Annotated in this window: 19 protein-coding genes; 12 read left to right on the forward strand and 7 right to left on the reverse strand. The window is 56.8% G+C overall.

Features of this window, described 5'->3' with window-relative positions; genetic code table 11:
• The first annotated feature begins 146 nt into the window (after positions 1-146).
• The 3 genes from EU557_RS01840 to EU557_RS01850 all read left to right on the forward strand — a co-directional run bounded on the left by EU557_RS01840 (position 147) and on the right by EU557_RS01850 (position 3,754).
• The gene (locus EU557_RS01840) at positions 147-1,025 is read left to right on the forward strand and encodes an AraC family transcriptional regulator (RefSeq protein ID WP_135528713.1); all 879 of its coding nucleotides are present in this window, start codon (positions 147-149) and stop codon (positions 1,023-1,025) included.
• On the forward strand, positions 1,022-1,915 hold the full coding sequence (locus EU557_RS01845) for a helix-turn-helix domain-containing protein (protein WP_135528714.1): 894 nt from the start codon (positions 1,022-1,024) through the stop codon (positions 1,913-1,915). Before EU557_RS01840 ends, EU557_RS01845 begins: the two co-directional genes overlap by 4 nt.
• A 447-nt stretch (positions 1,916-2,362) precedes the next feature.
• Positions 2,363-3,754 (forward strand): FAD-containing oxidoreductase, encoded by a 1,392-nt coding sequence (locus EU557_RS01850; protein ID WP_135528715.1) that lies wholly within the window; start codon positions 2,363-2,365, stop codon positions 3,752-3,754.
• 39 nt (positions 3,755-3,793) lie between these two features.
• Here EU557_RS01850 and EU557_RS01855 read toward each other — a convergent pair whose 3' ends face one another.
• The 3 genes from EU557_RS01855 to EU557_RS01865 all read right to left on the reverse strand — a co-directional run bounded on the left by EU557_RS01855 (position 3,794) and on the right by EU557_RS01865 (position 6,851).
• Positions 3,794-4,549: an SDR family oxidoreductase gene (locus EU557_RS01855; RefSeq protein ID WP_135528716.1), complete on the reverse strand. Its 756-nt coding sequence runs from the start codon at positions 4,547-4,549 to the stop codon at positions 3,794-3,796.
• A 77-nt stretch (positions 4,550-4,626) separates the two neighbouring features.
• The gene (locus EU557_RS01860) at positions 4,627-5,529 is read right to left on the reverse strand and encodes a helix-turn-helix domain-containing protein (protein WP_135528717.1); all 903 of its coding nucleotides are present in this window, start codon (positions 5,527-5,529) and stop codon (positions 4,627-4,629) included.
• 239 nt (positions 5,530-5,768) lie between these two features.
• Positions 5,769-6,851, reverse strand: coding sequence for an NADH:flavin oxidoreductase/NADH oxidase (locus tag EU557_RS01865; protein ID WP_135528718.1), 1,083 nt, complete (start codon positions 6,849-6,851; stop codon positions 5,769-5,771).
• Between the two features lie 333 nt (positions 6,852-7,184).
• On the opposite strand from EU557_RS01865, the gene EU557_RS01870 reads away from it, so the two are divergent.
• Positions 7,185-7,802 (forward strand): alpha/beta hydrolase, encoded by a 618-nt coding sequence (locus tag EU557_RS01870; protein ID WP_135528719.1) that lies wholly within the window; start codon positions 7,185-7,187, stop codon positions 7,800-7,802.
• A gap of 35 nt (positions 7,803-7,837) precedes the next feature.
• Positions 7,838-8,773 (forward strand): ring-cleaving dioxygenase, encoded by a 936-nt coding sequence (locus tag EU557_RS01875; RefSeq protein WP_135528720.1) that lies wholly within the window; start codon positions 7,838-7,840, stop codon positions 8,771-8,773.
• A 224-nt stretch (positions 8,774-8,997) separates the two neighbouring features.
• On the opposite strand, the gene EU557_RS01880 is transcribed toward EU557_RS01875, so the two are convergent.
• Both EU557_RS01880 and EU557_RS01885 read right to left on the reverse strand, forming a co-directional pair.
• A complete protein-coding gene (locus EU557_RS01880) occupies positions 8,998-11,538 on the reverse strand; it encodes a type IA DNA topoisomerase (RefSeq protein WP_135528721.1) in 2,541 nt (846 codons plus the stop codon).
• A 145-nt stretch (positions 11,539-11,683) separates the two neighbouring features.
• Complete coding sequence (locus EU557_RS01885; RefSeq protein ID WP_135528722.1) at positions 11,684-12,634, reverse strand: hypothetical protein; 951 nt, start codon at positions 12,632-12,634, stop codon at positions 11,684-11,686.
• A 667-nt stretch (positions 12,635-13,301) separates the two neighbouring features.
• Between EU557_RS01885 and EU557_RS01890 the strand changes: the two genes are divergently transcribed.
• The 6 genes from EU557_RS01890 (at position 13,302) to EU557_RS01915 (ending at position 18,581) form a co-directional block, all read left to right on the forward strand.
• Complete coding sequence (locus EU557_RS01890; RefSeq protein ID WP_135528723.1) at positions 13,302-14,132, forward strand: DUF1206 domain-containing protein; 831 nt, start codon at positions 13,302-13,304, stop codon at positions 14,130-14,132.
• Positions 14,133-14,366: 234 nt separating this feature from the next.
• Complete coding sequence (locus EU557_RS01895; RefSeq protein ID WP_135528724.1) at positions 14,367-14,798, forward strand: EamA family transporter; 432 nt, start codon at positions 14,367-14,369, stop codon at positions 14,796-14,798.
• A gap of 266 nt (positions 14,799-15,064) precedes the next feature.
• Entirely contained in the window at positions 15,065-15,454 is a 390-nt protein-coding gene (locus EU557_RS01900; protein ID WP_135528725.1) for a hypothetical protein, read from the forward strand.
• 94 nt (positions 15,455-15,548) lie between these two features.
• On the forward strand, positions 15,549-15,953 hold the full coding sequence (locus EU557_RS01905) for a hypothetical protein (RefSeq protein WP_135528726.1): 405 nt from the start codon (positions 15,549-15,551) through the stop codon (positions 15,951-15,953).
• 308 nt (positions 15,954-16,261) lie between these two features.
• Positions 16,262-17,425, forward strand: coding sequence for a galactokinase (gene galK / locus EU557_RS01910; protein WP_135528727.1), 1,164 nt, complete (start codon positions 16,262-16,264; stop codon positions 17,423-17,425).
• A gap of 79 nt (positions 17,426-17,504) precedes the next feature.
• Positions 17,505-18,581, forward strand: coding sequence for a UDP-glucose--hexose-1-phosphate uridylyltransferase (locus tag EU557_RS01915; protein ID WP_135528728.1), 1,077 nt, complete (start codon positions 17,505-17,507; stop codon positions 18,579-18,581).
• Between the two features lie 226 nt (positions 18,582-18,807).
• On the opposite strand, the gene EU557_RS01920 is transcribed toward EU557_RS01915, so the two are convergent.
• The gene (locus tag EU557_RS01920; RefSeq protein ID WP_135528729.1) at positions 18,808-19,251 is read right to left on the reverse strand and encodes a hypothetical protein; all 444 of its coding nucleotides are present in this window, start codon (positions 19,249-19,251) and stop codon (positions 18,808-18,810) included.
• A 169-nt stretch (positions 19,252-19,420) separates the two neighbouring features.
• Positions 19,421-19,846: a Fur family transcriptional regulator gene (locus tag EU557_RS01925; RefSeq protein ID WP_135528730.1), complete on the reverse strand. Its 426-nt coding sequence runs from the start codon at positions 19,844-19,846 to the stop codon at positions 19,421-19,423.
• Between the two features lie 157 nt (positions 19,847-20,003).
• On the opposite strand from EU557_RS01925, the gene EU557_RS01930 reads away from it, so the two are divergent.
• Positions 20,004-22,784 carry a substrate-binding domain-containing protein gene (locus EU557_RS01930; RefSeq protein ID WP_135528731.1) on the forward strand — a complete coding sequence of 927 codons (2,781 nt, stop codon included), beginning with the start codon at positions 20,004-20,006 and terminating at the stop codon, positions 22,782-22,784.
• Positions 22,785-23,416: the final 632 nt, after the last annotated feature.

A 23,416-nucleotide genomic window follows, 5' to 3' on the forward strand; every position in this document is an offset into this window, starting at 1 on the left:
ATCATACTCAATACAATTTCACAATAATTATTTGACAATCAGTTGAATAATACAAATCATATATTCCTAAGCTGGTGTGGCACTCCAATAGCATAAGGTTGAGCTCCGGGTATGCAGCCTCGGAATCCATTTCTAACTGCTACACCATGAAATGCTACATTCAGAAGGAGCCGCTGGAAGCCGAAGAGTTTACCTCGCACACGTGGAGCGGTCCGCGGCAGCTGCGCAACCACTTTGAGCTAATCAGTATACGCCAGGGCAGCGGCATCTACTGCGTCAACGGGCAGCAGCGGTCGTATCGGCCGGGTCATTTGTTTTTGTTGGGCCCCGCCGACTGCTACTCTTTTCACATGGAGGAGCCCACGAGTTTGGGAGTACTCCGTTTCACGGAGGCATACCTGACCGAGCTCACTGCCACTGGCATTCATGCAACTGCCTGGCAGCAGCTCCGTGACTATACCTTGCACGCCTCGCTAGGCCTAGTTGGTAGCCTCGAGCTTAGCCCAACAGCCCAACAGCAATTCAACGCCCTGCTTTCCTTGGTGGTAGCAGAATACGGCAACCGGGGTCAGCCCTTCAACGATACGCTGGTGGAGTCGCTGATGGGGGCGGTGCTTAGCTTTCTTGGGCGTGAGCTTACGGCCCAGCCGGCCCAGGTCCGGCCCGTGCCATCGTACGCCAGCGGTTTTGTGCAGCGGGTACTGGCCTACATCCGGCGGCGCATTACCGAGCCCGACTACCTGCGCGTAGAACGGCTGGCGGCGGAGTTTTCCTACTCGCCCAAGCACCTGAGTGCCCTGTTTAAGCAGGAAACCGGCGAGTCGGTGGGGCACTACATTGTGCGCTATAAGCTGAAGCTGGTGGAAGCCCGGCTGCAGCTGAGCACACTCACGGTTTCCCAAATTGCCGATGAGCTTGCCTTCACGGATGTGTGCCACCTGAATAAGCTGTTTAAAAAGCACTACGACACCACGCCCACCGACTACCGTCGCCAGCTGGCTGGTTTAACCGCCGCCAGCCTATGAAAACCCACCGGCAAATTCACCTTCCCGCCGTGTCATCCTGTAGTGTTGTCTCGCTGGCGCAAGCTCGTCAAACGCAGCTAACGGCGGGTACTCAGGCAGCTTCTGGTTCTCAGAACCAGTGCTATGCCGTATTGCTGGTAGATAGCCTGGCTGAGAGTGAGCCAAAAACAGGCCTAGCAAAACCGGAGGAGCGCCTGCTTTACTTTGGCCGCCCTGACCACAATTTTTTGGAGATGGTGCCCGATGGGGCGCAGGGAGAAGTGCTGCTCTTTACCGACGAATTTGCGTGCTTATCGGGGCACGAACGGGAGCTGCTGTTGTTTCACCTGTTTAATCAGGCGGAGCACGACCAGCCACTACGCGTGCCTGCTGAGCAGGCAGCCGAACTAGCGTTTCTGTTGACTAGCCTGAAGCACCAAGCCGCTAGCATCGGCACACTGCGAGACGAAATTCTGCGCTCTTACCTCCGGACGTTGCTCTTGTGCTGCACACGTCTGCAGCAGGAATCAGGTAAAATCAGTGTTGGTGTCCAGCCGGGCTTGTTAGGCCGGTTTCAGCAATTGCTGGAAGTAAACTATACCCGGTGGAAGTCGGTAGCCGAGTATGCAAATCGACTTCACGTTACGCCAAACCATCTGAGCGTGAGCATCCGGAAGGAAACGGGCCGGCCCGCCAGCGAGCATATCCGCCACCGTATTATGCTGGAGGCCCGCCGCCTGATTGCCCGGCGCGATGCGCCGCTCAAAGAAGTGGCCTACGAGCTCGGGTTTGAAGACGTGGCTCACTTCAGTAAGCTCTTCAAGCGCTGCACTGGCACTACTTTCTCGGCATTCAAACAACAAACCCAGGCCCAGTACACCCTCCCCGCTCCTACTCTTATGGTGGCCTAGGATAGATGAACCGCCAACAACCTCAACCTCCTAGCCCCGCCATGCTGAATAGCATCCCTACACCGGACTAGCTACTGGCCTAGCGAGGGGTAGCATACCTTGCCCAAGGTAACCTCCGGTTCGGCTGCGCTTAGCATGGCCAGTTAGAATCCCGTGCCCACTAAGTGCAGGTAACTGTCTGTTTCGTAGCGGCACTTCATGATCGAAAACTGGCCGACTTTCCTTATCAGCCTTCTTATCAAGCCATAGTAAATTGCTGACCTCTTGTTGTTTGTGTACGGCTATTTAGCCGGGGCAGCCCTGCGCGAAGACGGCGGCATGTATCGTAACGCTGTGTAGGTTGGTGAGGGGTAAGCGCCTACATTAGCTTCCATATCCAACACGCTATTGGGTAAGTGCCCCGTAGCGTGTTGGCAACTGTTCCACCATGCTACCTAGCCCCTGCTCATGAATCATTCCTTTGATGCGTTGATAATTGGGGCGGGCCAGGCGGGGCCTTCGTTGGCGGGGCGGCTCACGGCGGCAGGCTGGACGGTAGGCTTTGTGGAGCGCAAAAACTTTGGCGGCACCTGCGTCAATACCGGCTGCACCCCCACCAAAGCCATGATTGCCAGCGCCAAGGCTGCGCACACGCTACGGCAAGCCACGAACTATGGCCTACCGCCAGCCGGCGACTTTACGGTGGACCTAGCCCAGGTAGTAGCCCGCAAAGATGCTATTGTGGCTGCCTCCCGAGCTAGCCTGGAAAAGTGGCTGACGCAAATGCCCGGCTGCACCGTCTTCCGGGGTACCGCAAGATTTTTGTCGCCCACCACTATGCAAGTAGATGATGCAGTGCTGGAAGCCAAGCACATTTTCTTAAACGTTGGTGGCCGCCCGGCTATTCCGGCGCTGCCGGGCATAGACCAACTTCCCTTCCTGACCAGCAGCACCATCCTCGCCCTTGAAGAGCTACCCACGCACCTTATAATTGTGGGTGCGGGTGCCGTGGGACTTGAATTTGCGCAATTGTTTCGACGGCTGGGTTCCCAGGTAACCATCGTAGAGCGCAGCCCGCGCCTACTTCCCCACGACGATGAGGATGTGGCCGCAGCCGTGGCAGATATTTTGACCAGCGAAGGTATTACGCTTCGGCTTGGGGCGGAGTGCATCAGTATGGCCCTTGAAGACGGTCAGCCCGTGGTGCACGTCAGCTGCGAGGAAGACCCCTCCTCAAGTCGTGGTTCGCACTTACTCCTGGCCATGGGCCGCCAGCCGAATACGGATGACTTAGACCTGGCAAAAGCAGGCCTCCAAGCCGATGCCCGCGGTTATCTACCCGTAGATGAGGAGTTGCGCACGACGGTACCGGGCATTTGGGCCCTAGGCGACTGCAACGGCCGGGGCGCCTTCACCCACACGGCTTACAACGACTTCGAGATTGTGGCCGCCAACCTGCTCAACCACGAGCAGCGCCGCGTCAGCGACCGGCTTCCCGTATCTGCCATTTACGTAGACCCGCCCTTTGCCAAAGTTGGCCTGACGGAAGCCGAAGTACGGGCAGCCGGCACGCCAGCCCTCATCGGTAAGCGGCCCATGACAAAAGTTGGCCGGGCCGTGGAGAAAGGCGAAACGAAAGGCTTCATCAAGGTGCTGGTCCACGCCGAAACCGACCAGATTCTGGGGGCCAGCATTGTGGGGGTAGGCGGCGATGAGGCCATTCACTGCATCATTACAGCCAAGTACGCCCAGCAAACGGCCGCCTTCATGCGCCGCAACGTCTTCATCCATCCCACAGTTTCAGAATTGATTCCGACCGTGTTTGGGGAGTTGAAGCCGCTTGAAACCGCGGTGCAGTAGATTTACTTGAAGGAAGCATTTATGCTCTAGCCTACTAGGTTAGCTCTGCGCCGTAGGCCGGATAACTATCTCGCCCACATCCACATCAGCGGGCTGTTCAATGGTATAGGCAATAGCGCGAGCAATGGCCTCTGGTGATATACCCAGCTGATTTCTCATGGTGAGGATTTGCGCCTTTACTTCTGGGTTCGTCATGGAATCGGCGAAATCGGTATGGACCACGCCCGGTGAAACGATGGTCACTCGCAGCTTTTCACCCGCCTCCTGGCGCAACCCTTCAGAGATGGCGCGCACGGCGAATTTCGTCCCGGCATATACTGCCATAGTCGGGGAGATGCGGTGCCCGGCTGTTGAGGCGACGTTGACGAAATGCCCGAAGCCCTGCTTCCGGAAGACGGGTAGCGCGGCCGCAATACCGTAGAGCAGCCCTTTGATGTTAACGTCAATCATGTCGTCCCAATCTTCCACCCGCAGCTCATCAAGCAGAGAAATAGGCCCAATGCCCGCGTTACTGACAAGGACATCCAGTTTCCCGTACCGCTCTATAGCCAATTTGATAAGGGCAGCCACGTCGGTACGCCGTTTCACATCGGTGCGAGCGTACACAGCCTGTCCACCGGCGGCGGTAATGCGTTCTGCCAGCGCTGCCAGTCGTTCGGTGCGGCGGGCCCCGAGGACAACCGTGGCCCCCTGCGAGGCCAGCAATACGGCCGTTGCCTCCCCAATTCCGCTACTGGCTCCCGTAATGGCGACGACCTTGCCCGCTAAGTTTTGCTGCTGTGTGCTGTTTTTCATGGTGCTCTGCTGTTAAAATGAGTACCACAAAGGTCGAGGCCGCAGTCAGGGACGAAGTATGCGAATCAATCCAAAAGCTATGAAATCAACACCGGCTGTTTCCGGTAGGCATGGGGTGGCTGCCCAGTTTGCTTTTTGAAGAATGCATTGAAATTGGAGGTGTGCTCGAAGCCCAGGCAGTAGCTGATTTCGGCCAGGCTCCAGTTGCTATGCCGCAGCAGAGACTTGGATTCCGTCACCAGCTTTTCGGCGATGTGTGCGCTCGTGGTTTTGCCGGTTTGTTCTTTCAGCGCCTTATTCAAGTGGTTGGTATGAACAGCCAATTGCCGGGCAAACTCATTGGCATTTTTGAGCGCCACCGGATGCTGGGGTGAGGCCAAGGGAAATTGCCGCTCCAGCAGGTCTAAGAACAGCGCGCAGAGGCGGGCGGCCGAAGTACCCGGTTGGTAAAGCTGAACCTCGGGTGCCAGCTTAAGCGCTTCATGGAGGATCAGTTGCACATAGTTGCGCAGCAAGTCGTGTTTATGCACGTACGACGACTGCATTTCCAGTAGCAGTTCTTCAAATAGGCCATTCAGCCGGCCAACTATCTCCGGGGGCGGAAACAGCACCGGCGTACCTCCAACCCGGAACAACGGCGAATTGGCTACACTGGCCGTTTTTAGTTGCTGGGTGATAAACTCCTCCGTGAATAAACAAGCGTAGCCGGTTTCGCGGCCGGCAGTACGCTCCCAGGAATAAGGAATCAGCGGATTGACAAACACCAGAGCCGCTGCCTGCACCTCAACCCGCCGGTCGGCATACGACAGGATGCCTTGCGCATTATCCAGCAGCTTTATCTTGTAGAAATCCCGCCGGATGTGGGGAAACGAAACGGGGGTAGCAACGTCTTCAATCCGGTAAGCCGTAACCTGCCCGGCAGCGGGTCGCCCCCGCCCGTAGCGCTGATAATATTCCGTGATAGTTTCGCGTGGTGCCATTCACCGAAGTTATGCTATTCAAGTAACCTCTCCAGCAGCCGCTTAAAAATACCCGTGGCAAGAAACCCCACACCGGCCACCAACGGCTGCAGCTCGACCTATGCATATAGTTCAGGCCATGTCCTCTATAGTTTTTATGAATCAAAAGAGATGGAAGCAATAAGTAACCACGGCTACTCCCTGTAGTGCCCTAAACACGCCCGAGCACCACGTTAAAACATCTTCATGGGAGGAAAAAGCTAGTGACCAGCGGCCGGAAAGGCCCGCAGGTATTGCACCGGCGCAGGAGTTTCGAGGTGCAGTGCCCGAGCCGCGTGCAACGGAAAATATGGGTCACGCAGCAGTTCGCGGGCCAGCACCACCAAGTCTGCCTGCCCGGTAGTGATAAGCGCATTTGCTTGCTCAGGCGTTGTAATGAGGCCTACGGCTCCGGTTAGCACACCCGTTTCAGCCCTGATTTTTTCAGCGTAAGGAACTTGGTAAAGCGGTACCACACTAGCCTTATCGGGCGCGCTAAAGCCCCCGGCCGAAGCCGTAACCACATCTACGCCGTGCTGCTGCAACAGAGCTGTTAGCCGCACCGAATCGGTAAGACCCCAAGCGTGCGTCTGATCGGAAAAGTCGACGGCAGAAAGGCGCACCAGCAGGGGCATACTAACCGGAATAACTGCCCGAATAGCCGCCACAGTTTCTATGAGTAATTGGATGCGGTTTTCGAAGCTGCCGCCGTACTCATCGGTGCGTTGGTTGGCGAGGGCCGAGTAGAATTGATGAAACAAGTAACCGTGGCCCGCGTGCAGCTCAATGGCATCGAAGCCCGCCGCTACGGCTCGTTGCGCGCCGGCCGCGAAATCGGCAATCAGGGCCTGAATCTCCGGGATGGTAAGCGCCTCGGCGGTGTGCTGCTTATCCAATGACACCGAGGAGGCGCTTTTGGTGACCCAGCCCCCCTGGGCTGGAGAAATGTAGTGAAACCCAGCGGCCGGGTGAGCGTGGCTGCCCTTGCCGCCCGCGTGCCAGAGCTGCACGGCTATCTTGGTCCCTTGCGCTTGTACAAACTCCACAACTGGTCGCCAGGCTGCCACCTGGGCCTCATTCCACAATCCCGTGTCGAACAAGGTATTCCGGCCCTCCGGTGTCACGGCCGTGGCCTCCGTAATAACTAGGCCTACGCCTCCTACCGCACGGCTGCCCAAGTGCACCAGGTGCCAGGGGCCCACTAGGCCATCGGGGCTGCTGTATTGCTGCATGGGCGACATGACCAACCGGTTTTTTAGGTGCAGGTCCCGGATTTGCAGGGGCGAGAACAAGTGAGGTTCCATTGAGGCAAGAAGTAGCTGAAAGGGTGTGGCGGCTTCAGACTCAATTTACTGGGTTAGGAAGCCGTACTAGGTAGTCGCGCAAAGGTCTTGGCCGGCGTGCGGCAGTACCATAGCTGAATGCTGCAATCGGAGGTATATATCCTTGCTGATGGAGCTACCGGCTAAGGGCGGGCCTCTTTCTCGCATACTCCGATTTTGCTGAGCGGAAGCCGGAACCAGAACCCGTACCTCTGAATCCAGAATTTAACCATGGCCTGCCGCGGGCCTAAGTGCGTCCTTTGTCAAGGTATCCGGGGGCTTCCCCATGGGTGCTTATTCTTCGTAGGGTACTTTATGCATCAAGAACCACTTCGCACAGCCGGACAGCCATTACCTACCGCGGCCAAGGCCCTCATCATGCTTCACGGCCGGGGTGCCAGCGCCCAAGATATTCTCTCACTGGCGGCACATCTGCGCGTCCCTGACTTTGCTCTGCTGGCTCCACAGGCCACGCAAAGCACATGGTACCCGTATTCTTTTCTCGCGCCCCCACCGCAGAATGAGCCCTGGCTAACGGATGCCCTAGCCGCCGTGGGCCGTACCGTAGCTGCCGCGCAGGCAGCTGGCATCTCCCCTGAAAACACCTACTTTCTGGGTTTTTCGCAAGGAGCTTGCCTTACGCTGGAGTACGTAGCCCGCCACGCCACGCGGTACGGGGGAGTAGTGGCCTTTACGGGCGGCCTCATCGGCGACCAGCTTTACCCCGAGCAATACAGCGGCGACTTTGCCGGCACGCCCATCTTCATCGGGACCAGCGACCCAGATATGCACGTACCGGCAGAGCGGGTGCGCGCCTCCACCACGCTACTGACTAACCTGGGAGCACACGTGACCGAGAAAATCTACCCAAACATGGGTCACACCATCACCCAGGAGGAGATAACGCTGGCCAATAGCCTGGTTTTCGGTTAAATAAATGCACTCCCACCTACCTTCTCTGTAACTCCATGGAACCTCGTATCCTAGGCCTGCACCACGTGACGGCTATTGCCGGCAATGCCCAACGCAACTTCGACTTCTACACTAAAGTCTTGGACCTGCGCTTTCTCAAGAAAACCGTCAACTTCGACGACCCTGGCACCTACCACTTCTATTTCGGCGATGAAACCGGTTCGGCTGGCACCATCCTCACATTTTTCCCGTGGGAGCACATCACGCCGGGGCGGCGCGGCATTGGGCAGGCTACTGAAATAGGGTACTCAGTGCCCGCTGGCAGCTTCGATTTCTGGATGAAGCGCTTCGATGAGCACGGCGTAACTTATAATAAGCCCAGCGAGAAGTTTGGGGAGCAATACCTCACCTTCCTCGACCCCGACGGGCTGAAACTGGAACTCATCGTATCGAAAACTGACGACCCGCGCACACCCTGGACTACTCCTGAAGTGGGCGCCGCAGTGGCTACCAAGGGGTTTCACACAGTTACCTTGACCCTCGCCAACATCAAGGCCACGGCTGAAATCCTGACCGACGTATTTGGCTATACGCTGCAAGAGCAGCACGTAAACCGCTACCGTTACATGACCGATACGGTACAGGGAGCGGCCTACATTGACTTGGTGGAAGTACCCGGTGAGGCACGAAGCGTAACGGCCGGCGGCTCGGTGCACCATATTGCTTTCCGGGTGAAAGACGATGCGGCGGAGCTGTTCATCCGGCAGAAATTGATTGAAAAGGGTCTGCAGCCCACTCCCCAGATTGACCGCGACTATTTTCACTCGGTGTACTTCCGTGAGCCGGGCGGCGTGCTATTTGAAATTGCCACTGAAAACCCCGGCTTTACCGTAGATGAGCCGCTAGCCGAGTTAGGTACAGGCCTAAAGCTGCCTAAGCAGCACGAACACCGCCGCAAACAACTGGAGGCTTCACTCCCGCCCATCAACTAAACAAGTAGCAGCAAAACTGCGTGCACTACTTGCGAGCCCACAAACTCGCTTACCCTTCTGAAAGCACGTCCTTCTGAGCGGAGCGAAGGATCTTATCATGTGTGAGCGACAGGCCTAGCGCCTCGTGCTATCGTGACAAGATCCTTCGTCCCGCTCAGGATGACGTGCTTTTTGCCTCTATGTACAGCTTTTAGCTAGGCAAGCCTGCATTTAGCCTTTCGCAGTTACCCTTTGTCAAATACCGGCTCAATGCGGCCCTCAGCCCCCACTTGCAGGGCAGCCTCGTAGCGGTTGCCGGTTTTGGAGGAGATGAAGCCGCGAATGACTCCAGTCTTGCCTTTGCGCAGGAGCTGGTTCATTTGGGCATCGGTGAGAGTTTTGCCGCCCCACTCAAATGGCGCCCGGAACTGGCAATCCTCGCGGAAGCGTGAGCAGCCCCAGGCGCTTTTGCCTTTCAGCATCTGACCGAGGCGGCACACGGGGCACGGAATCTGGCCGGGGTCCGCGGCAGTGGTAGGCTTGCTTTCGGCGGCGCGCACCAGTTCCAGCGTGTGCTGGGGCGTGAGCTTGATGGCCGCGCCAAACTTGTTGCCGGCATCATCCAAAAAGCCCTGCATTACCTGCGTACGTCCTTTCTTCAGTAAATCGCCGATTTGCTTATCAGTAAACTTCTTGCCTTCGAACTCAATGGGTAGGCGCAGGCTGCAGCCCTCACGCCAGCGTGAGCAGCCAAACGCCGACTTACCGCGGAGTACGTGCCCGCTGCCACAGGCCGGGCACTGGCCTAGCGCCCCTGGTACGGCTGGCGTTGCCGCCGCCTTTGGGGTAGCGGGGCGCGGAGCTGCGGTTTTTCCTGCTGCGGCAGCTTCGGGGTTGGCCACTGTAACGGCGCGGCCCGAGCCATCTTGCTTTACTTCCTGCACCATCTCGCGCACCAACTGTTTCAGCTCGCCCAAGAACTGGTCTGACTGCAGCTCACCGCCTTCAATCTGGCGCAGCTTACGCTCCCACTGCCCCGTCAGCTCCGCTGATTTGAGCGTGGGGTTGCGGATTAAGCCAATGAGCTCAACCCCAGTGGGCGTGGGCACAATCTTCTTCTTGTCGCGCCGGATGTAGCCGCGCTTGAACAGCGTTTCGATGATAGCAGCGCGCGTACTAGGCCTACCGATGCCGTTTTCCTTCATGGCTTGGCGCAGTTCCTCATCGTCGACGTTGCGGCCAGCGGTTTCCATACCACGCAGTAGCATGGCCTCGGAGTACTCACGGGGCGGCTGGGTGACTTTCTGGTCGAGGCGGGGCTTATGGGGGCCGCTTTCGCCTTTCTCGAAGTTGGGCAGCACAGTATTTACCACGTCGTCTTCACCCTCAGTGCCGGGGGCTTTGGGTGCGGAAGGAGCCTGCTGCTTTTCCGGGTCGCCGTACACCACGCGCCAGCCGGGGTTCAGAATCTGACGGCCGCGCACCCGGAACGGGTAACCGCCAGCCTCCGCGGTAACGGAGGTGTTCGAGACTTCGCAATCGGGATAAAAGGCGGCCAGAAAGCGCCGCACAATAATATCGTACACGCTCTGCTCATAGCCGCCTAGGCCACCCGCACTCGCTCCCGTCGGGATGATGGCGTGGTGGTCGGTTACCTTGTTGTTGTTGAAGACCTTGCCCGACTTCTTGATTTTACCGGCCAGCAACGGTGCCGTGAGGGCACTGTAGGCCCCTAGCCCGCGCAGAATACCAGGAATTTTGGCGTATTGGTCATCGGGCAGGAAGGTGGTGTCTACGCGCGGGTAGCTCACCACCTTTTTCTCGTAGAGTGCCTGCACCGTCTTGAGCGTATCCTCGGCGGAGAGGCCCAGCTGGTTGTTGCACTGCACCTGCAGGGAGGTTAGGTCGAACAAGGAAGGAGGCGTTTCGAGGCCTTTCTTGATTTCGACGTTGGTCACCGTCAGAGGCACGTCTTTCACGGCGGCCAAGGCCACGTCAGCCTCTTCCTGGCTCACGAAGTAGCCGCGGGCCTTCAGGCGCGCCTTCTCGTCGGGCTCGTCGTCTTCGCCCTTCCCCTTCTTGGGCGGCGCCACGTGGCTGAACATGGTGCCCCGATACTCCGTGCGCAGCACCCAGTAGGGCTCGGGCTTGAAGTTTTGGATTTCGTGGTAGCGGTCTACCAGCAAGGCCAGCGTGGGCGTTTGCACCCGCCCGATGCTGAGCACCTGCCGTTGGCCAGGCGCGTATTTGAGCGTGAACAAGCGCGTAGCGTTCAGGCCCAGCAACCAGTCGCCGGCCGCGCGGCTCTTGCCGGCCTGGTAGAGGTTATCGAACTCAGACCCCTCGCGCAGATTGGAGAAGCCCTGCCGAATGGCCTCTTCGGTGAGCGAAGAAATCCAAAGGCGCTTGAAGGGCTTGCGGTATTTGGCTTCCATCAGCACCCAGCGCTGAATCACCTCGCCCTCCTGCCCGGCGTCGCCGCAGTTAATTACTTCCTCGGCATTGGCCAGCAGGTTCTTGATAACGTTAAACTGGCGCACCACGCCGTCGTCGCGGCGCATGAGCTTGATGCCGAATTGCTCGGGCATCATGGGCAAGTCGTGAATGCTCCAGCGCTTCCACTCGGGGCGGTAGTCTTCGGGCTCCCGGAGCTGGCAGAAGTGGCCGAACGTCCAGGTAACCTGGTAGCCATTGCCCTCAAAGTAGCCATCCATTTTGCGGTTGGCACCCAGCACCTGGGCAATTTCGCGGGCTACGCTGGGCTTTTCGGCAATGCAAACTTTCAAAATCGCTGATTCTCGCTGAGTGTACTGATTCTGCCGACCGCAAGGTCAGCCAGGAATCAACAAAGATAACAGGAGAAAAAGTCGGTGCCGCGTGCCAGATTATTCTGCAGTGCCCACCACTCAGGCTACAGGCCTAGCGCTACTTTCAGGAAGCTGAGGCCATGCGCATATGGTTGCTGACAGCCAGAAAGCGGTAGCGCACTTCGTAGAAACCCATGTCGGAAACACGGTCTAGCAGCATTACACTCTCAATCTCAAAGGGCACCCCACGCGAAACCACCCGCACGGGGTTCAGGCTGCGCTGCAGCGTAATTTCTTCCTTGGCCATGTTCAGGGCCGCGTCCTCAGTAGAGGCCTTTACTCGCACATAGAATAGGTTGGCCATCGGGAACTGCATATGCTCCTGAATTTCTCCGTCCCAGTTATCGAAGTTGTCGAGCTCCTCAGGGAATACTCCTTCATAGCGCTCATTCAGCACCCGCTGCTTCACTTGGTGGTAGGCCACCGTAGTGTTCATGTGGTGGGTCAGGAGCTTAATCAGGTGCTCTATGTTAAGCTTCGGTGCCTGGCCTACGAGCTTGCTGCGGTAGTACAAGCCATAGCTATCCGAAGCCTCATTGTGGGCGATAACCACGCCGGTTTCTGCGGCTACTTGCTGCAGCTTCTGGTTGTAAGAAGTTTGGTTGGTGAGTAGCTGGCCCCACACATGGTTGGGCTGCATGATTACGCCAAACTCATCGGGAGGCGTTAGCAACATAGTAGAGGCATTATCCCCGTCGAACACGCGCGGATAATACTTCTTTAACTGACTCAGGCTCAGGCTGGCTACCCATAGCGCCAGAGTAGTCCGGAGCAGGCAGAACGTGCCCGTGCCGTTGCTCACTTGGTAGCCGAGGCAGCTGCTAGCGCTACCTTGATGCAATGGTAGGCTGATTACCTGCCCTTCGTCGTCTCTATTAATCCCGTAAAACTTAGGGTGCCCCTGGTCTTCTAGCTCCAGCATATACAAGCCGAACGGAATGTATTCCTGCGACTCATTTTGGGGCACGGGCTTGGGCTTGGAGTTCTGCTCACGCAGTTCATTGGCGAGCTGCATCAGCGCGTCGTAAGAAAACAACCGTTCGAACTTCCTTAACCCAGGCATACCTGCGGGATCTAATATTGTATTTTTCTGCAATATATTACGTTGTTTCTAATCTACCACAATTAATAATGCAATATTGAGAAGATATAATTATATTGGATAAATACTATATTCATAAGTGCATCAACCTCGCCTACTTAGCGCTTTCAATCCTACTTTTACTTATCCCAAAAAGGGAAATACAACGAGGGTACTAGCCTTCTCGCTTTGCCAAAACGTAGCACAATATTCTAACAGCTAACAACTTACCAACAACCTGCTCACCCGCTACCCTGGCCTCTCGGAAGTAGTAGGAGTAAAGGCAACCAGAGTAAGCTCCAAGTTAAGTTACTCTCGAAGCTTGAAGCCCCTCTTTTTATTAAGCCATTATCACTGCTAAGGCTACGCTGCGTTTCTATCCAAGGCCTCCTATTCGCTGAATTGCTTTCTTTTTGGAAGCTCACCTCCCAAAGACGAGTGTCAGCAAGCATTAATTAGACATTAGTCCCTGATTCAGGAGCACTTACATGTACGTACTTCTATTACAGGGGCTTTGGAGGCCTTACAGCTAGCTGCTTGCTCGCAACCCAGAGCTTGGCAGCCAGCGTAAAATAATGCGCTTAGCTCTCACTCCCTCCCCATGGAAGCCCCATCTGCTCTTGCTGACATAGAGCTCCCCTCTCCTGCTGCCGGGCTCAAGGCCTGGGCCCGCGTTGGCTTTGCCTCCATAGGCTTTGTGCATCTCGTGCTGGGTGGTTTGGCCACCATGGCGGCTCTTGGGGTGCGCGGCAGTGATACGCCCAACCAACAGGAGGTATTCCAGACTATTCAGCACATGCCCCTAGGCCAGTTACTCTTGTGGCTGGTGGCGGGCGGGCTGCTCGGCTACGTGGCCTGGCGGTTGGCTCAGGCTTTCTTCGATACCGAAAGCAAGGGTGCCAGCATGCAAGGGCTGGCTGTGCGTGGCTTTTACTGCTTCAGCGGCATGATCTATGGGTTACTGGCCTACTATGCCGGTAAAATGGCCTGGTACGGCCACCTGCCCAAGAGCGGTGAAGCGAGCAGATCAGCCATGCAAAATCTCTTGCACCATCCGCACGGACAAACGATTGTAGGCCTGATTGGCCTCGTGCTGCTGAGTGCCAGTGGAATTCAGCTGTATCGGGCATGGTCGGGCAAGTTTGATACAGACGTCAATTCTCGGCCATTTACCAACGTGCAACGCCGGCTGGTGTATCACATGGGCCAAATTGGGTATAGTGCCCGCGGGATAGTGCTTGGCATTATGGGCTACTTCTGCTTCCTGGCGGCTCAGCACGCCAACGGTAACGAGATAAGGGATACGGAGGGATGCTTCAACGCTCTTCAAGCCATGGGCCCCCAGGTGCTGGGCATTGTGGCCGTGGGGCTAGTGATTTATGGTCTGTATATGCTCGTGCAGGCTCGGTTTCCTATTCTGCGGGGTATTTAGCGGCTGCTTCCTCGCGTCTATTTACTTGAGTAACTATTCTTAGAAGGCACCTACAGTGCTAGCCGTTGAGCTCCCTGTAGCACCGCTCGTTAATTGCCGGCTGCTGACTGGGCTAGGCCACCTTTGCCTAGGCAATGAAAATGATGGAGCACTAATTATCACATAGTAAACCATTCGAAACGAAATCTCCGTACCTACACTTGTTTTGGTTTTCTTCCTCCAATTCAAGTGTATATGTGGATTATATTTTCGTTGCTAGCTGCCTTATCGGCCGCCGTGGTTGTAACTCTGTCTAAGGTCGGGGTCAAAAACATTGAGTCGAGCCTGGCTTTCGCTATCCAATCGGTTCTTATTCTTACCGTGGCCTGGAGTGTAGTAGCCTGGCAGGGCCACCTGCCGCAACTTGCTCAAGTTGACCGGCGCACGTGGGTTTTCCTGATTGCGGCGGGTATTGTTACGTGCTTATCTTCCTTGTTTTCCTTTCAGGCGCTGAAGCTAGGCCAGGCCTCCCGAACTTCTTCCTTTGATAAAATATCGCTGGTGTTTTCCATACTTCTGGCTAGCGTTTTTCTGAAAGAAAAGCTCACCTGGCAAGTACTGGTAGGTGCTGCCCTCATGGCTGGCGGCGCCATTCTTATTGCTTTCTCAAAGCCATCGGCAAGCTAGGCAAAGTGCAATAATTAACTCAATTTTATTATGATTTTGCGCTACCTCCACATCCAAAACTCCGTACTCTAGTATCATATAATAGCACAGCTCACCTCTTGGGCTTACTTGCCTCTGACTCCCCTGCGAAGATTTCCTCTGGTTAACACTTCACCCGATTTGTTGATAGTGTCTTGGCATGATTCAATATGCAGGTTTAGCTCGGTATCGAGCAGTCTTGCCGCTTATTAGTACCTCCGTCCGCTCCTCCCACCTCCTATTGCCGTATGCTGCCCGTTGCCGTCACCTCCCGAACTATATCCCATCATCCCGATTTAAACACGCTGATACCCTGGTCCCAAAACGTGCTACTAAGCCGTTTGCTGCCCAGTTATCAGATGACAATACCCCCTGCCCTGCAACCTAGCTGTGCCCACTGGCAACTGGATGTGCGCCGCCTCAACAACTACGCTTGGCAGCTAGGCCAGTGGACTACCGCTACCTATTATCTTATAGCGCTGCCTTTACTGCTGGCCTTTCTGGCTTTCTGCTCCATTTACGAGCGGCTTCTGGCCAACATCCAGTGGCAAGAGTACGTGCAGCACTCATTGGCTACAGCGCAGCCCGTAACTACCGGCAACTTTATTGACGAGGCGCTGGCCACTCAACGGCTATAAAGCCAGTAGCCTTACGCTGCCCGTCGGCCTGCTGTGGTCTAGCAGGCGTTTTCCTGCTTTTTATCCGTCACGTATCTATTAGCCTACCTGTGTTATGATGCCCTTGCTGTATTTTGAAAATGCCATGGGGCGTATTTTGGAGCATCCTAACGGCTACGCTCTTATCCGCTATCATTCGGGCAAACGCACCTTGGCTGATGTGCAAGATCTTCTCACAAATCTTGGCCGGCTCCTGCAGAAGCGCGGCTGGTTTAAAATGCTCAGCGACCAACGCCTACTCAGCCCTTTGTCGGAGGAAGAGCAAGCGCTGGCGCTGGATTATTGGCAGAACCGGCACTTCCTGTTTGGGGCCACAGTAGGCGCCGTTATTATGGCTAACAACCAGAGTACGCGCTTATCATTTGCCCGCATTCGAGAGCAAGCGAACGGCTCGCTGCGGTATCGTCAGTTTGAAAACGAGCTAGCCGCTGATTTCTGGCTTACCCAGCTAGAGCGTTAGGTTCCGCCCTTCAGCTGTCAGTTGCTGCTTGCTCTGAGCTTTGGCTCAACCGGCACTGGCCTCCATCTTGCCGAGGCATCTGCACAAACGTTCCGGAGGCTGTAGAGGGCCACATGAGCCGGGGAAATTTGCTAAAATTTTACTTCGGCCCTAAAGAGCGCCTACCCTGAATCTTAGGCCACCTTGCCTTTCGGGCTCAAGACGCAGCCCACCCCTAGCCGAGCGATTAAGACGAGGATATGCAGCCACACTAACTTAATATTGGGGCTGGCGTACTTTCCCTTTCTCCACCCTTCTGTCGTTTTGCTATGCCTTTAACCTCCGTACGGGCTGCCTTTGAGCAGCAGTTTCAGCATCAACCCCTCTTGGTGCGCGCCCCAGGCCGCGTTAACCTGATTGGCGAACACACGGATTATAATGGCGGCTTTGTGCTGCCCGCCGCCATCGACCGCGAGATTTTTTTTGCGGTAGGCCTGAATGGCACTTCTCAAATCCGCCTCTATTCTTACGATCAGCAGGAGTCTTTCCAGACTGAGGTAACGACCGTGCAGCGCGGCGAGGTACAGTGGGCCAACTACCTGCTGGGCGTGGTGGCGCAGTTTCAAGGGCAAGGAATCAATGTACCTGGCTTCGACTGCGTGTTTGGTGGCAACGTACCCATTGGCGCGGGCCTATCGTCTTCGGCGGCCGTGGAGTGTGGCCTAGCCTTCGCCCTCAATACCTTGCTCAACACCAACCTCGAGCGCATGCAGCTGGCCCGCATGAGTCAGCTAGCCGAGCACACGTACGCTGGCGTGCAGTGCGGCATCATGGACCAGTTCGCTAGCCTCTTTGGGCAGGCCGGCCATGTGGTGCGGCTCGATTGCCGTTCGTTGGAATATGCCTACTTCCCCTTTGATACCGAGCATTACCAGCTAGTGCTGTGCAACTCCGGTGTGAAACACTCCCTTGCTAGCTCGGAGTACAATACCCGCCGCTTGGAGTGTGAGCAGGGCGTGGCTGTTTTGCAGAAGTATTACCCTGAGGTGCAAACCCTGCGCGATGCTACGCTGGCCCAGTTAGAAGAGCACCGTGAAGAGCTAGGCGACGTAGTGTACCGCCGCTGCAGCTACGTAGTAGAAGAAAACCTACGCGTGGAAGCGGCCTGCCAAAGCTTAGTAGCCGGCGACCTACGTGCGTTTGGTCAGCAGATGTACGGCTCGCATGCCGGCTTGCGCGACAAGTACGAAGTAAGCTGCCCTGAGCTGGATGTATTGGTAGAGCTAGCGCAGGAGTTTCCTGGCGTGCTGGGCTCGCGCATGATGGGTGGCGGCTTCGGCGGCTGCACGATTAATCTGGTAGAAACCAGCCAGGTAGAGGCCTTCGTGCAACATGCTACGCGAGGCTATCAACAGCGCCTGAACCTGCCCCTGGAAACCTACCAAACCACCATTACGGCCGGAGTAGGCGTTTTGGAGCCTACCGTAGCGTAAGCTGCTGGCTAAGCACTTAGTGGCCTAGCACCTCGTTCATCTATCAACCTGCCGCAGGCGGGTACCAGCTTTTTAGATTATGAGTGATTTCAATCCGACGGAACAAGCGCACCGGCGCTTCAACCCGCTCAATGGGGAGTGGATTCTGGTGTCGCCGCACCGCTCTAAGCGGCCGTGGCAGGGCCAGCAGGAAGCTCCCGACCGCAGCCAGCGCCCCCCCTACGACCCCACCTGCTACCTCTGCCCCGGCAACACCCGCGCCAATGGGGAGGTGAACCCCAACTATGAGGGCACCTTTGTATTTGACAACGATTTTGCCGCCCTCACGCCCGAGGTACCCACCGGCGCCACGGACATTGGTGGCCTACTGCGCGCCGAAGCTGAGTCGGGTGTGGGGCGCGTTATCTGCTTCTCCCCGCGCCACGATCTGACCCTGCCCGAAATGAGCGTGCAGGACATCCGGCGCGTGGTGGATGTGTGGACTGACGAGTACCGCACGCTGGGTGCCCGGCCCGATATCAATTACGTGCAGATTTTCGAGAACAAGGGCCAGGTAATGGGCTGCTCGAACCCGCACCCGCACGGGCAGATTTGGGCGCAACGCACCGTACCTGGTGAGCCCGCCAAAGAAACCACTCAGCAGCTGGCTTACTTCGAGAAGAACGGCCGTAGCCTGCTGGCTGACTACCTGGTCATTGAGGAGCGCGAGCAGGAGCGTATTGTATTTGCCAATGCTCACTGGGTTGTACTGGTGCCATATTGGGCTATCTGGCCGTTTGAAACGCTGGTGGTGCCGCGCCGTCATGTGCAAGACCTCACGCAGCTCACCGATGCGGAAAAAGATGCCCTGGCCGAAGCGGTGCAGCAGATCACCATCCGTTACGACAACCTGTTTCAGACGTCCTTCCCCTACTCTGCCGGCCTGCACCAGCGCCCCACCGACGGCCAAGCCCACGAAAGCTGGCACCTGCACCTGCACTTCTACCCGCCCCTGCTGCGCTCTGCTACGGTGCGCAAGTTTATGGTGGGGTACGAGCTGCTAGCCAACGCCCAGCGCGACATTACGCCGGAGTACGCCGCCCAGCGCCTGCGCGAGCAGTCCAACGTGCACTACAAGCAACACCTGGATACTGCGCCAATAGCCGAACAGGCCTAGAGCGAACTACTTCTACCTCAAAGCTCGTCATCCTGAGTGCAACGAAGGATCTTCTCACGCATGAACAACAGGCCTAGCGCTTCGTGCTAACGTAAGAAGTTCCTTCGCTGCACTCAGGATGACGTGCTATTGTGATGCCTCTAGACAGAGAAAGTAAACAGAATAGCGAAACGTTGCTTCGCTGTTTACTGATTCAATAGCCTCCTATCCACCTCCTGCTAGGCCACTATGGATTGGCTGCTCGCACGTAGCGTATTTGTTGGAAGACCTTTTGCTCTGGCCTCCAGATGGGAAATTCTACCTGCAGCACGTTGCGCGTCAGCTTCACAATTAGTTGTGTATCGAGGCTGGGTGTGCTGTGGTCGGTAGCGGTGCTATAGCTGGTGAGCACGCCATCTTTCACCTCGTAGCGCCCTTGTTCAGTGTAAAAGGGCTGCTTGTCTCGGATCATTTCGTAGGTGTACGTTCCATTGGCCCGGAACTCCACTTGTACCGTGAGCGTGCCTTCCTTCACGGCGGCATTGGTTTCACCGGCGGGGCTGTAGAATAGCTTCTGCTGCAGCGAATCGGGCAGTGGCCTACGGGCCTCAAAGGTTATCTGCCTTAGGGCCCACCGGCCTATCAGCGCCGGGGGCACTTGAGCCCAAGCACCTTGCACAAGCAGGAGCAACAGTAGTACAAGAGAAAAGCGCGAACCGTAAGGTTGGCGCTTTTCCAGTTTAAAAGAAGGTGAAGTAAGCCGCATGGGCCCCAAGTTGCGAATTACGCTGGTATTCCTCCATTCGCTAGGTTCAGGAGCTGCAGTACTGGCCTAGCTACGCCCAACGAAAACCCCTGGGTTATTCTTGACATTCCCGACAAACGCCGGCCAGCAGATAGTCGCGGGTTTTGGCTTCAAACTTAGCGGGCAGCGTCACGGCCGGAATGGCTACCTGGTTGAGACAATAAATGTGCTGGCAGTTGGTGCACTTGAAATGCACGTGGTTATCGAAGTGCTCATGGGCGCTGCACTCAATAGAGCACGCGGCGTAGCGCACCGTGTCGCTGGTGTCGATGACGCGGTGAATCAGGCCGCTTTCCTCGAAGGTTTTCAGGGTGCGGTAAAGCGTAATACGGTCGGTTTCGCCCCCAATTTGCTGCTCAATCTCATGGCCTGAGAGGGCAAAAGAAGAGTCAAGCAGTGTTTGCAGCACCGCCCGACGCATAGGCGTCTGGCGCAGCTCGTGGCGGATAAGCGTTTGGGAAATACGGTCTGGACTTGCCATAGTAATACAAAGGTACGGCGAATATGCGGGGCCTTCCCTTCGGAGAGAACAGGATTTTCATTGGTAAAGTTGACCTGCGCAGAGCCAGGGTTTCGCAGTGCCGCCTGGGCTAATTGCGAAGAAATGCCAAACTTGGGTATCTGTTTCTCCCTTTCCCATGCCTTCTTCCCTCCTACCTGCATTTTTAAGAAGCTGCAGCCTGCTTTGCGGCCTCTTGCTGTGGCTGGTAGGCTGCTCCCCTTCCACCCCCACGCCCAAGTACACCATTGGTTTCTCGCAGTGCACCAACGGCGACGCCTGGCGGCAGGCCATGCTGGCGGGCATGCAGAAGGAGCTAAGCTTTTACCCCGAAGTGAGGTTCCGCATCAAGGATGCCCACGATGACAGTCGGCTGCAGGAGAAACAAATCCGGGAGTTTCTGAATGAGAAAGTAGATCTGCTGATCGTATCGGCCAACGAGGCCGAGCCCGTGACGCCTATTGTGGAGGAAGCGTTCAACCGCGGCATTCCGGTGATAATTCTGGATCGGCGCACCACTTCCAAGCTGTATACGGCCTACGTGGGCGGCAATAACCTGGAAGTAGGCAAGGCGGCTGGCAACTACGTGGGTAACCTGCTGGAGGGCCGCGGTAACGTGCTGGAAGTGCTAGGAGCGCCCGGCGCCTCTCCCGCCGTAGACCGGCACCGGGGCTTTGCGCAAGCCCTGGCCTCCTACCCTGGCCTACACCTCGTGGCCCAGGTGCACGGCGACTGGAAGCGCCCCTCCGTGATGCAGCGCCTGCCCGCCGTCCTGCGCCAGCACCCCGATATCAACCTCATCTTCGCGCACAACGACCGCATGGCCCTGGGGGCCTATCAAGTGTGCAAGCAGCTGGGGCTCGATGGGCGGGTTAAGGTGATTGGGGTGGATGGCTTGCCGGGCCCACACGGGGGCATTCAGTTTGTGCAGGATGGCGTGCTCAGTGCCACCATGCTCTACCCGCCTGGCGGTGAGGAGGCCATCCGGACGGCCATAAAAATCCTCCGCCACGAGGCCTACGACAAAGAAAACACGCTCAGCACTATGGTCATTGACTCGACCAACGTGCTGACTATGAAGCTTCAAACCGAGAAGCTCACCAGCCAGCTGCAGGACATTCAGCGCCAGCAACGGCTCCTACAGCAGCAGCGCGACACCTACGCCAGCCAGCAAACGGTGCTGTACGTGCTAGCGGCGGCACTACTGGGGGCAGCGGTGCTAGGCCTGTTGGTGTGGCGGGCGTTCCGGGCCAACCGACGTTTTAACCGGCAGCTGGGCGAGCAGAACCAAGAAATCCTTTCCCAGCGCAACCAGATTCAGGAGTTTGCCGAGCGCGCCCGCGTAGAAACGGAAGCCAAGCTGCGCTTCTTCACCAACTTCTCCCACGAGCTGCGCACCCCGCTTACCTTAATCCTAGGCCCGGTGGAGGAAATGCTGACCAGCGGCCCCGAGCTGCCCAGCGCCCAGCGCCACGACCTAGGCCTGATCCGGCGCAATGCCCAGCGCTTGTTGCAGCTGGTGAACCAGCTCATGGATTTCCGCAAGATTGATGTGGGTAAGATGCCGGTGCGCGCCACGGAGGGCAACCTCGTAGCGTTTGTACGGGAAATTATGGACGTGTTTGAGCGACCCGCCCGGCAGCGCGGCATCAGCCTGCGGTTCTTGCCCGCGGAGCCGGTTATACCGCTCTGGTTTGATGTAAACATCCTCGACAAGGTGTTCTTCAACTTGCTCAGCAACGCCCTCAAGTTCACGCCCGACCGCGGCCACATCACCGTGAGCATTCAGCCGGTGCCCGCTGAGCGCTTAGTGCGGGTAAGTGTGGAAGATGATGGCCGCGGCATTTCTGACGAGGACAAAGCCCACATTTTTGAGTGGTTCTACCAGGGTCAGCAGTCGGTGGCGAAGGGCTCGGGCATGGGCTTGGCGTTGGCGCTAGGCCTCACCCGTTTGCACCAGGGCCAGCTAAGCTTCACCAGCCAGCCCGGCAAGGGTAGCACCTTTGTGGTCACGCTGCCCCTGGAGCTGCCCGCCGAACTGCGCTCCGCTAATGCCCCCGTGGTAGCCTCGCCAGCATTTGCGCTGGATGAAGGCATTATGCCGCAGCTGCCCGCCCATGAGGCTATGGCCAGCCTCGCTTCCGGCGGCACGAGTGAAGCGCTGGTGCTGGTTATCGAGGACAATCCAGAAGTTAACGCCTTCCTGACCCAGAAGCTGCAGCCCCACTTTCAGGTGAGTGCGGCGTTTGATGGAGCTACTGGCCTACGGCTGGCCGCTGAGTCTATTCCTGACCTGATTATTTGTGACGTAATGCTGCCCGAGCTGAGTGGCCTAGAAGTGGTGGCTCAGCTCAAGGGCGACTGGCGGACCTCACATATTCCGGTGGTGCTGCTCACGGCCCGCAACGCGCCCGAGCAGCAAGTAGAGGGCGTGCAGGCCGGCGCTGACCTCTATCTCACCAAGCCTTTTAACCCTACCTTCCTGCTGGAAAGCCTGCGCACCCTGCTGGCCAACCGCGAGAAGCAGCGCGAGCATTTCCGGCGGGAGCTTTCCGTGGATACCGCCACCGTGGCCCCGCAGCGCGTAGACCAGAAGTTCCTGGCCGACCTCACTGCCATTGTGGAAGCCAACCTCAACCGCTCCGATTTGAGCGTGGAAGACGTGGCGCGCAGCCTGGGCATTTCACGGGTACAGCTCTACCGCAAAGTGAAAGCGGTGCTGGGTACCGGCGTCACCGACTTTATCCAAGGCATCCGGCTCACCAAAGCCCGCCAGCTCCTGCTCGACGACGAGCTGACCATTGCCGAAGTGGCCTACCAGCTGGGCTTCTCCTCGCCCTCCTACTTCTCCACCAGCTTCAAAGCCCGGTATCAGGTGTCGCCCTCCGAGTTTCGGGCAATGCACACCACGGCCGGTTAAGCAACCCAACCGGAGAAGCTAAGCCAGCTATTTAGCGCAGACAGTCCACTTGCTAGGCCAGTATTACTGCTGAATACTGGCCTAGCAAGTGGACTGTCTGGCGTATTGGCCTATCATGCTGATCAGGTACCGCCTCAAGCCAAGGCCCCCTCTCAAACTCAAGTGCCCGATGGTGCCATACTAATTGTCATGCCGCCAAGCATGATGGTCCTAACGTCATCCTCCTCGCACAGTCCTGGTTCATCTACAACTATCGACGAACCTCTCTAAGCCGCAGCCTCATCAGGTGAGCGTCTCCTTTCTCCAACCTATCCATCTTGATATAGTGCTGCTACAATCCAGCAAAATGGATGTATCATTTTTAAAAACGGGTATCAAAACCGAAAGCCAACAGCCAGACACAATAGAATATTCAGACATCAATTAATTGATTTACAGTAGTTTATATAACAAATTATTATTGATACAATTTCGAAAGACTTTGGGTGAATAGAGCAAGCCGCTGCTCTGGTAGTCTCGGATATTTGGGACAGTTCTTCGGCTCAGCTACCGAGGTGAAACACTCTCCCGCCGCCTTCCAAGAGCGGGCACAAGCAACTACTCAGCGGGCGGCACAGGCCGCAACAGCACCA

This window comes from Hymenobacter wooponensis (assembly GCF_004745865.1).
GTDB lineage: Bacteria > Bacteroidota > Bacteroidia > Cytophagales > Hymenobacteraceae > Hymenobacter > Hymenobacter wooponensis.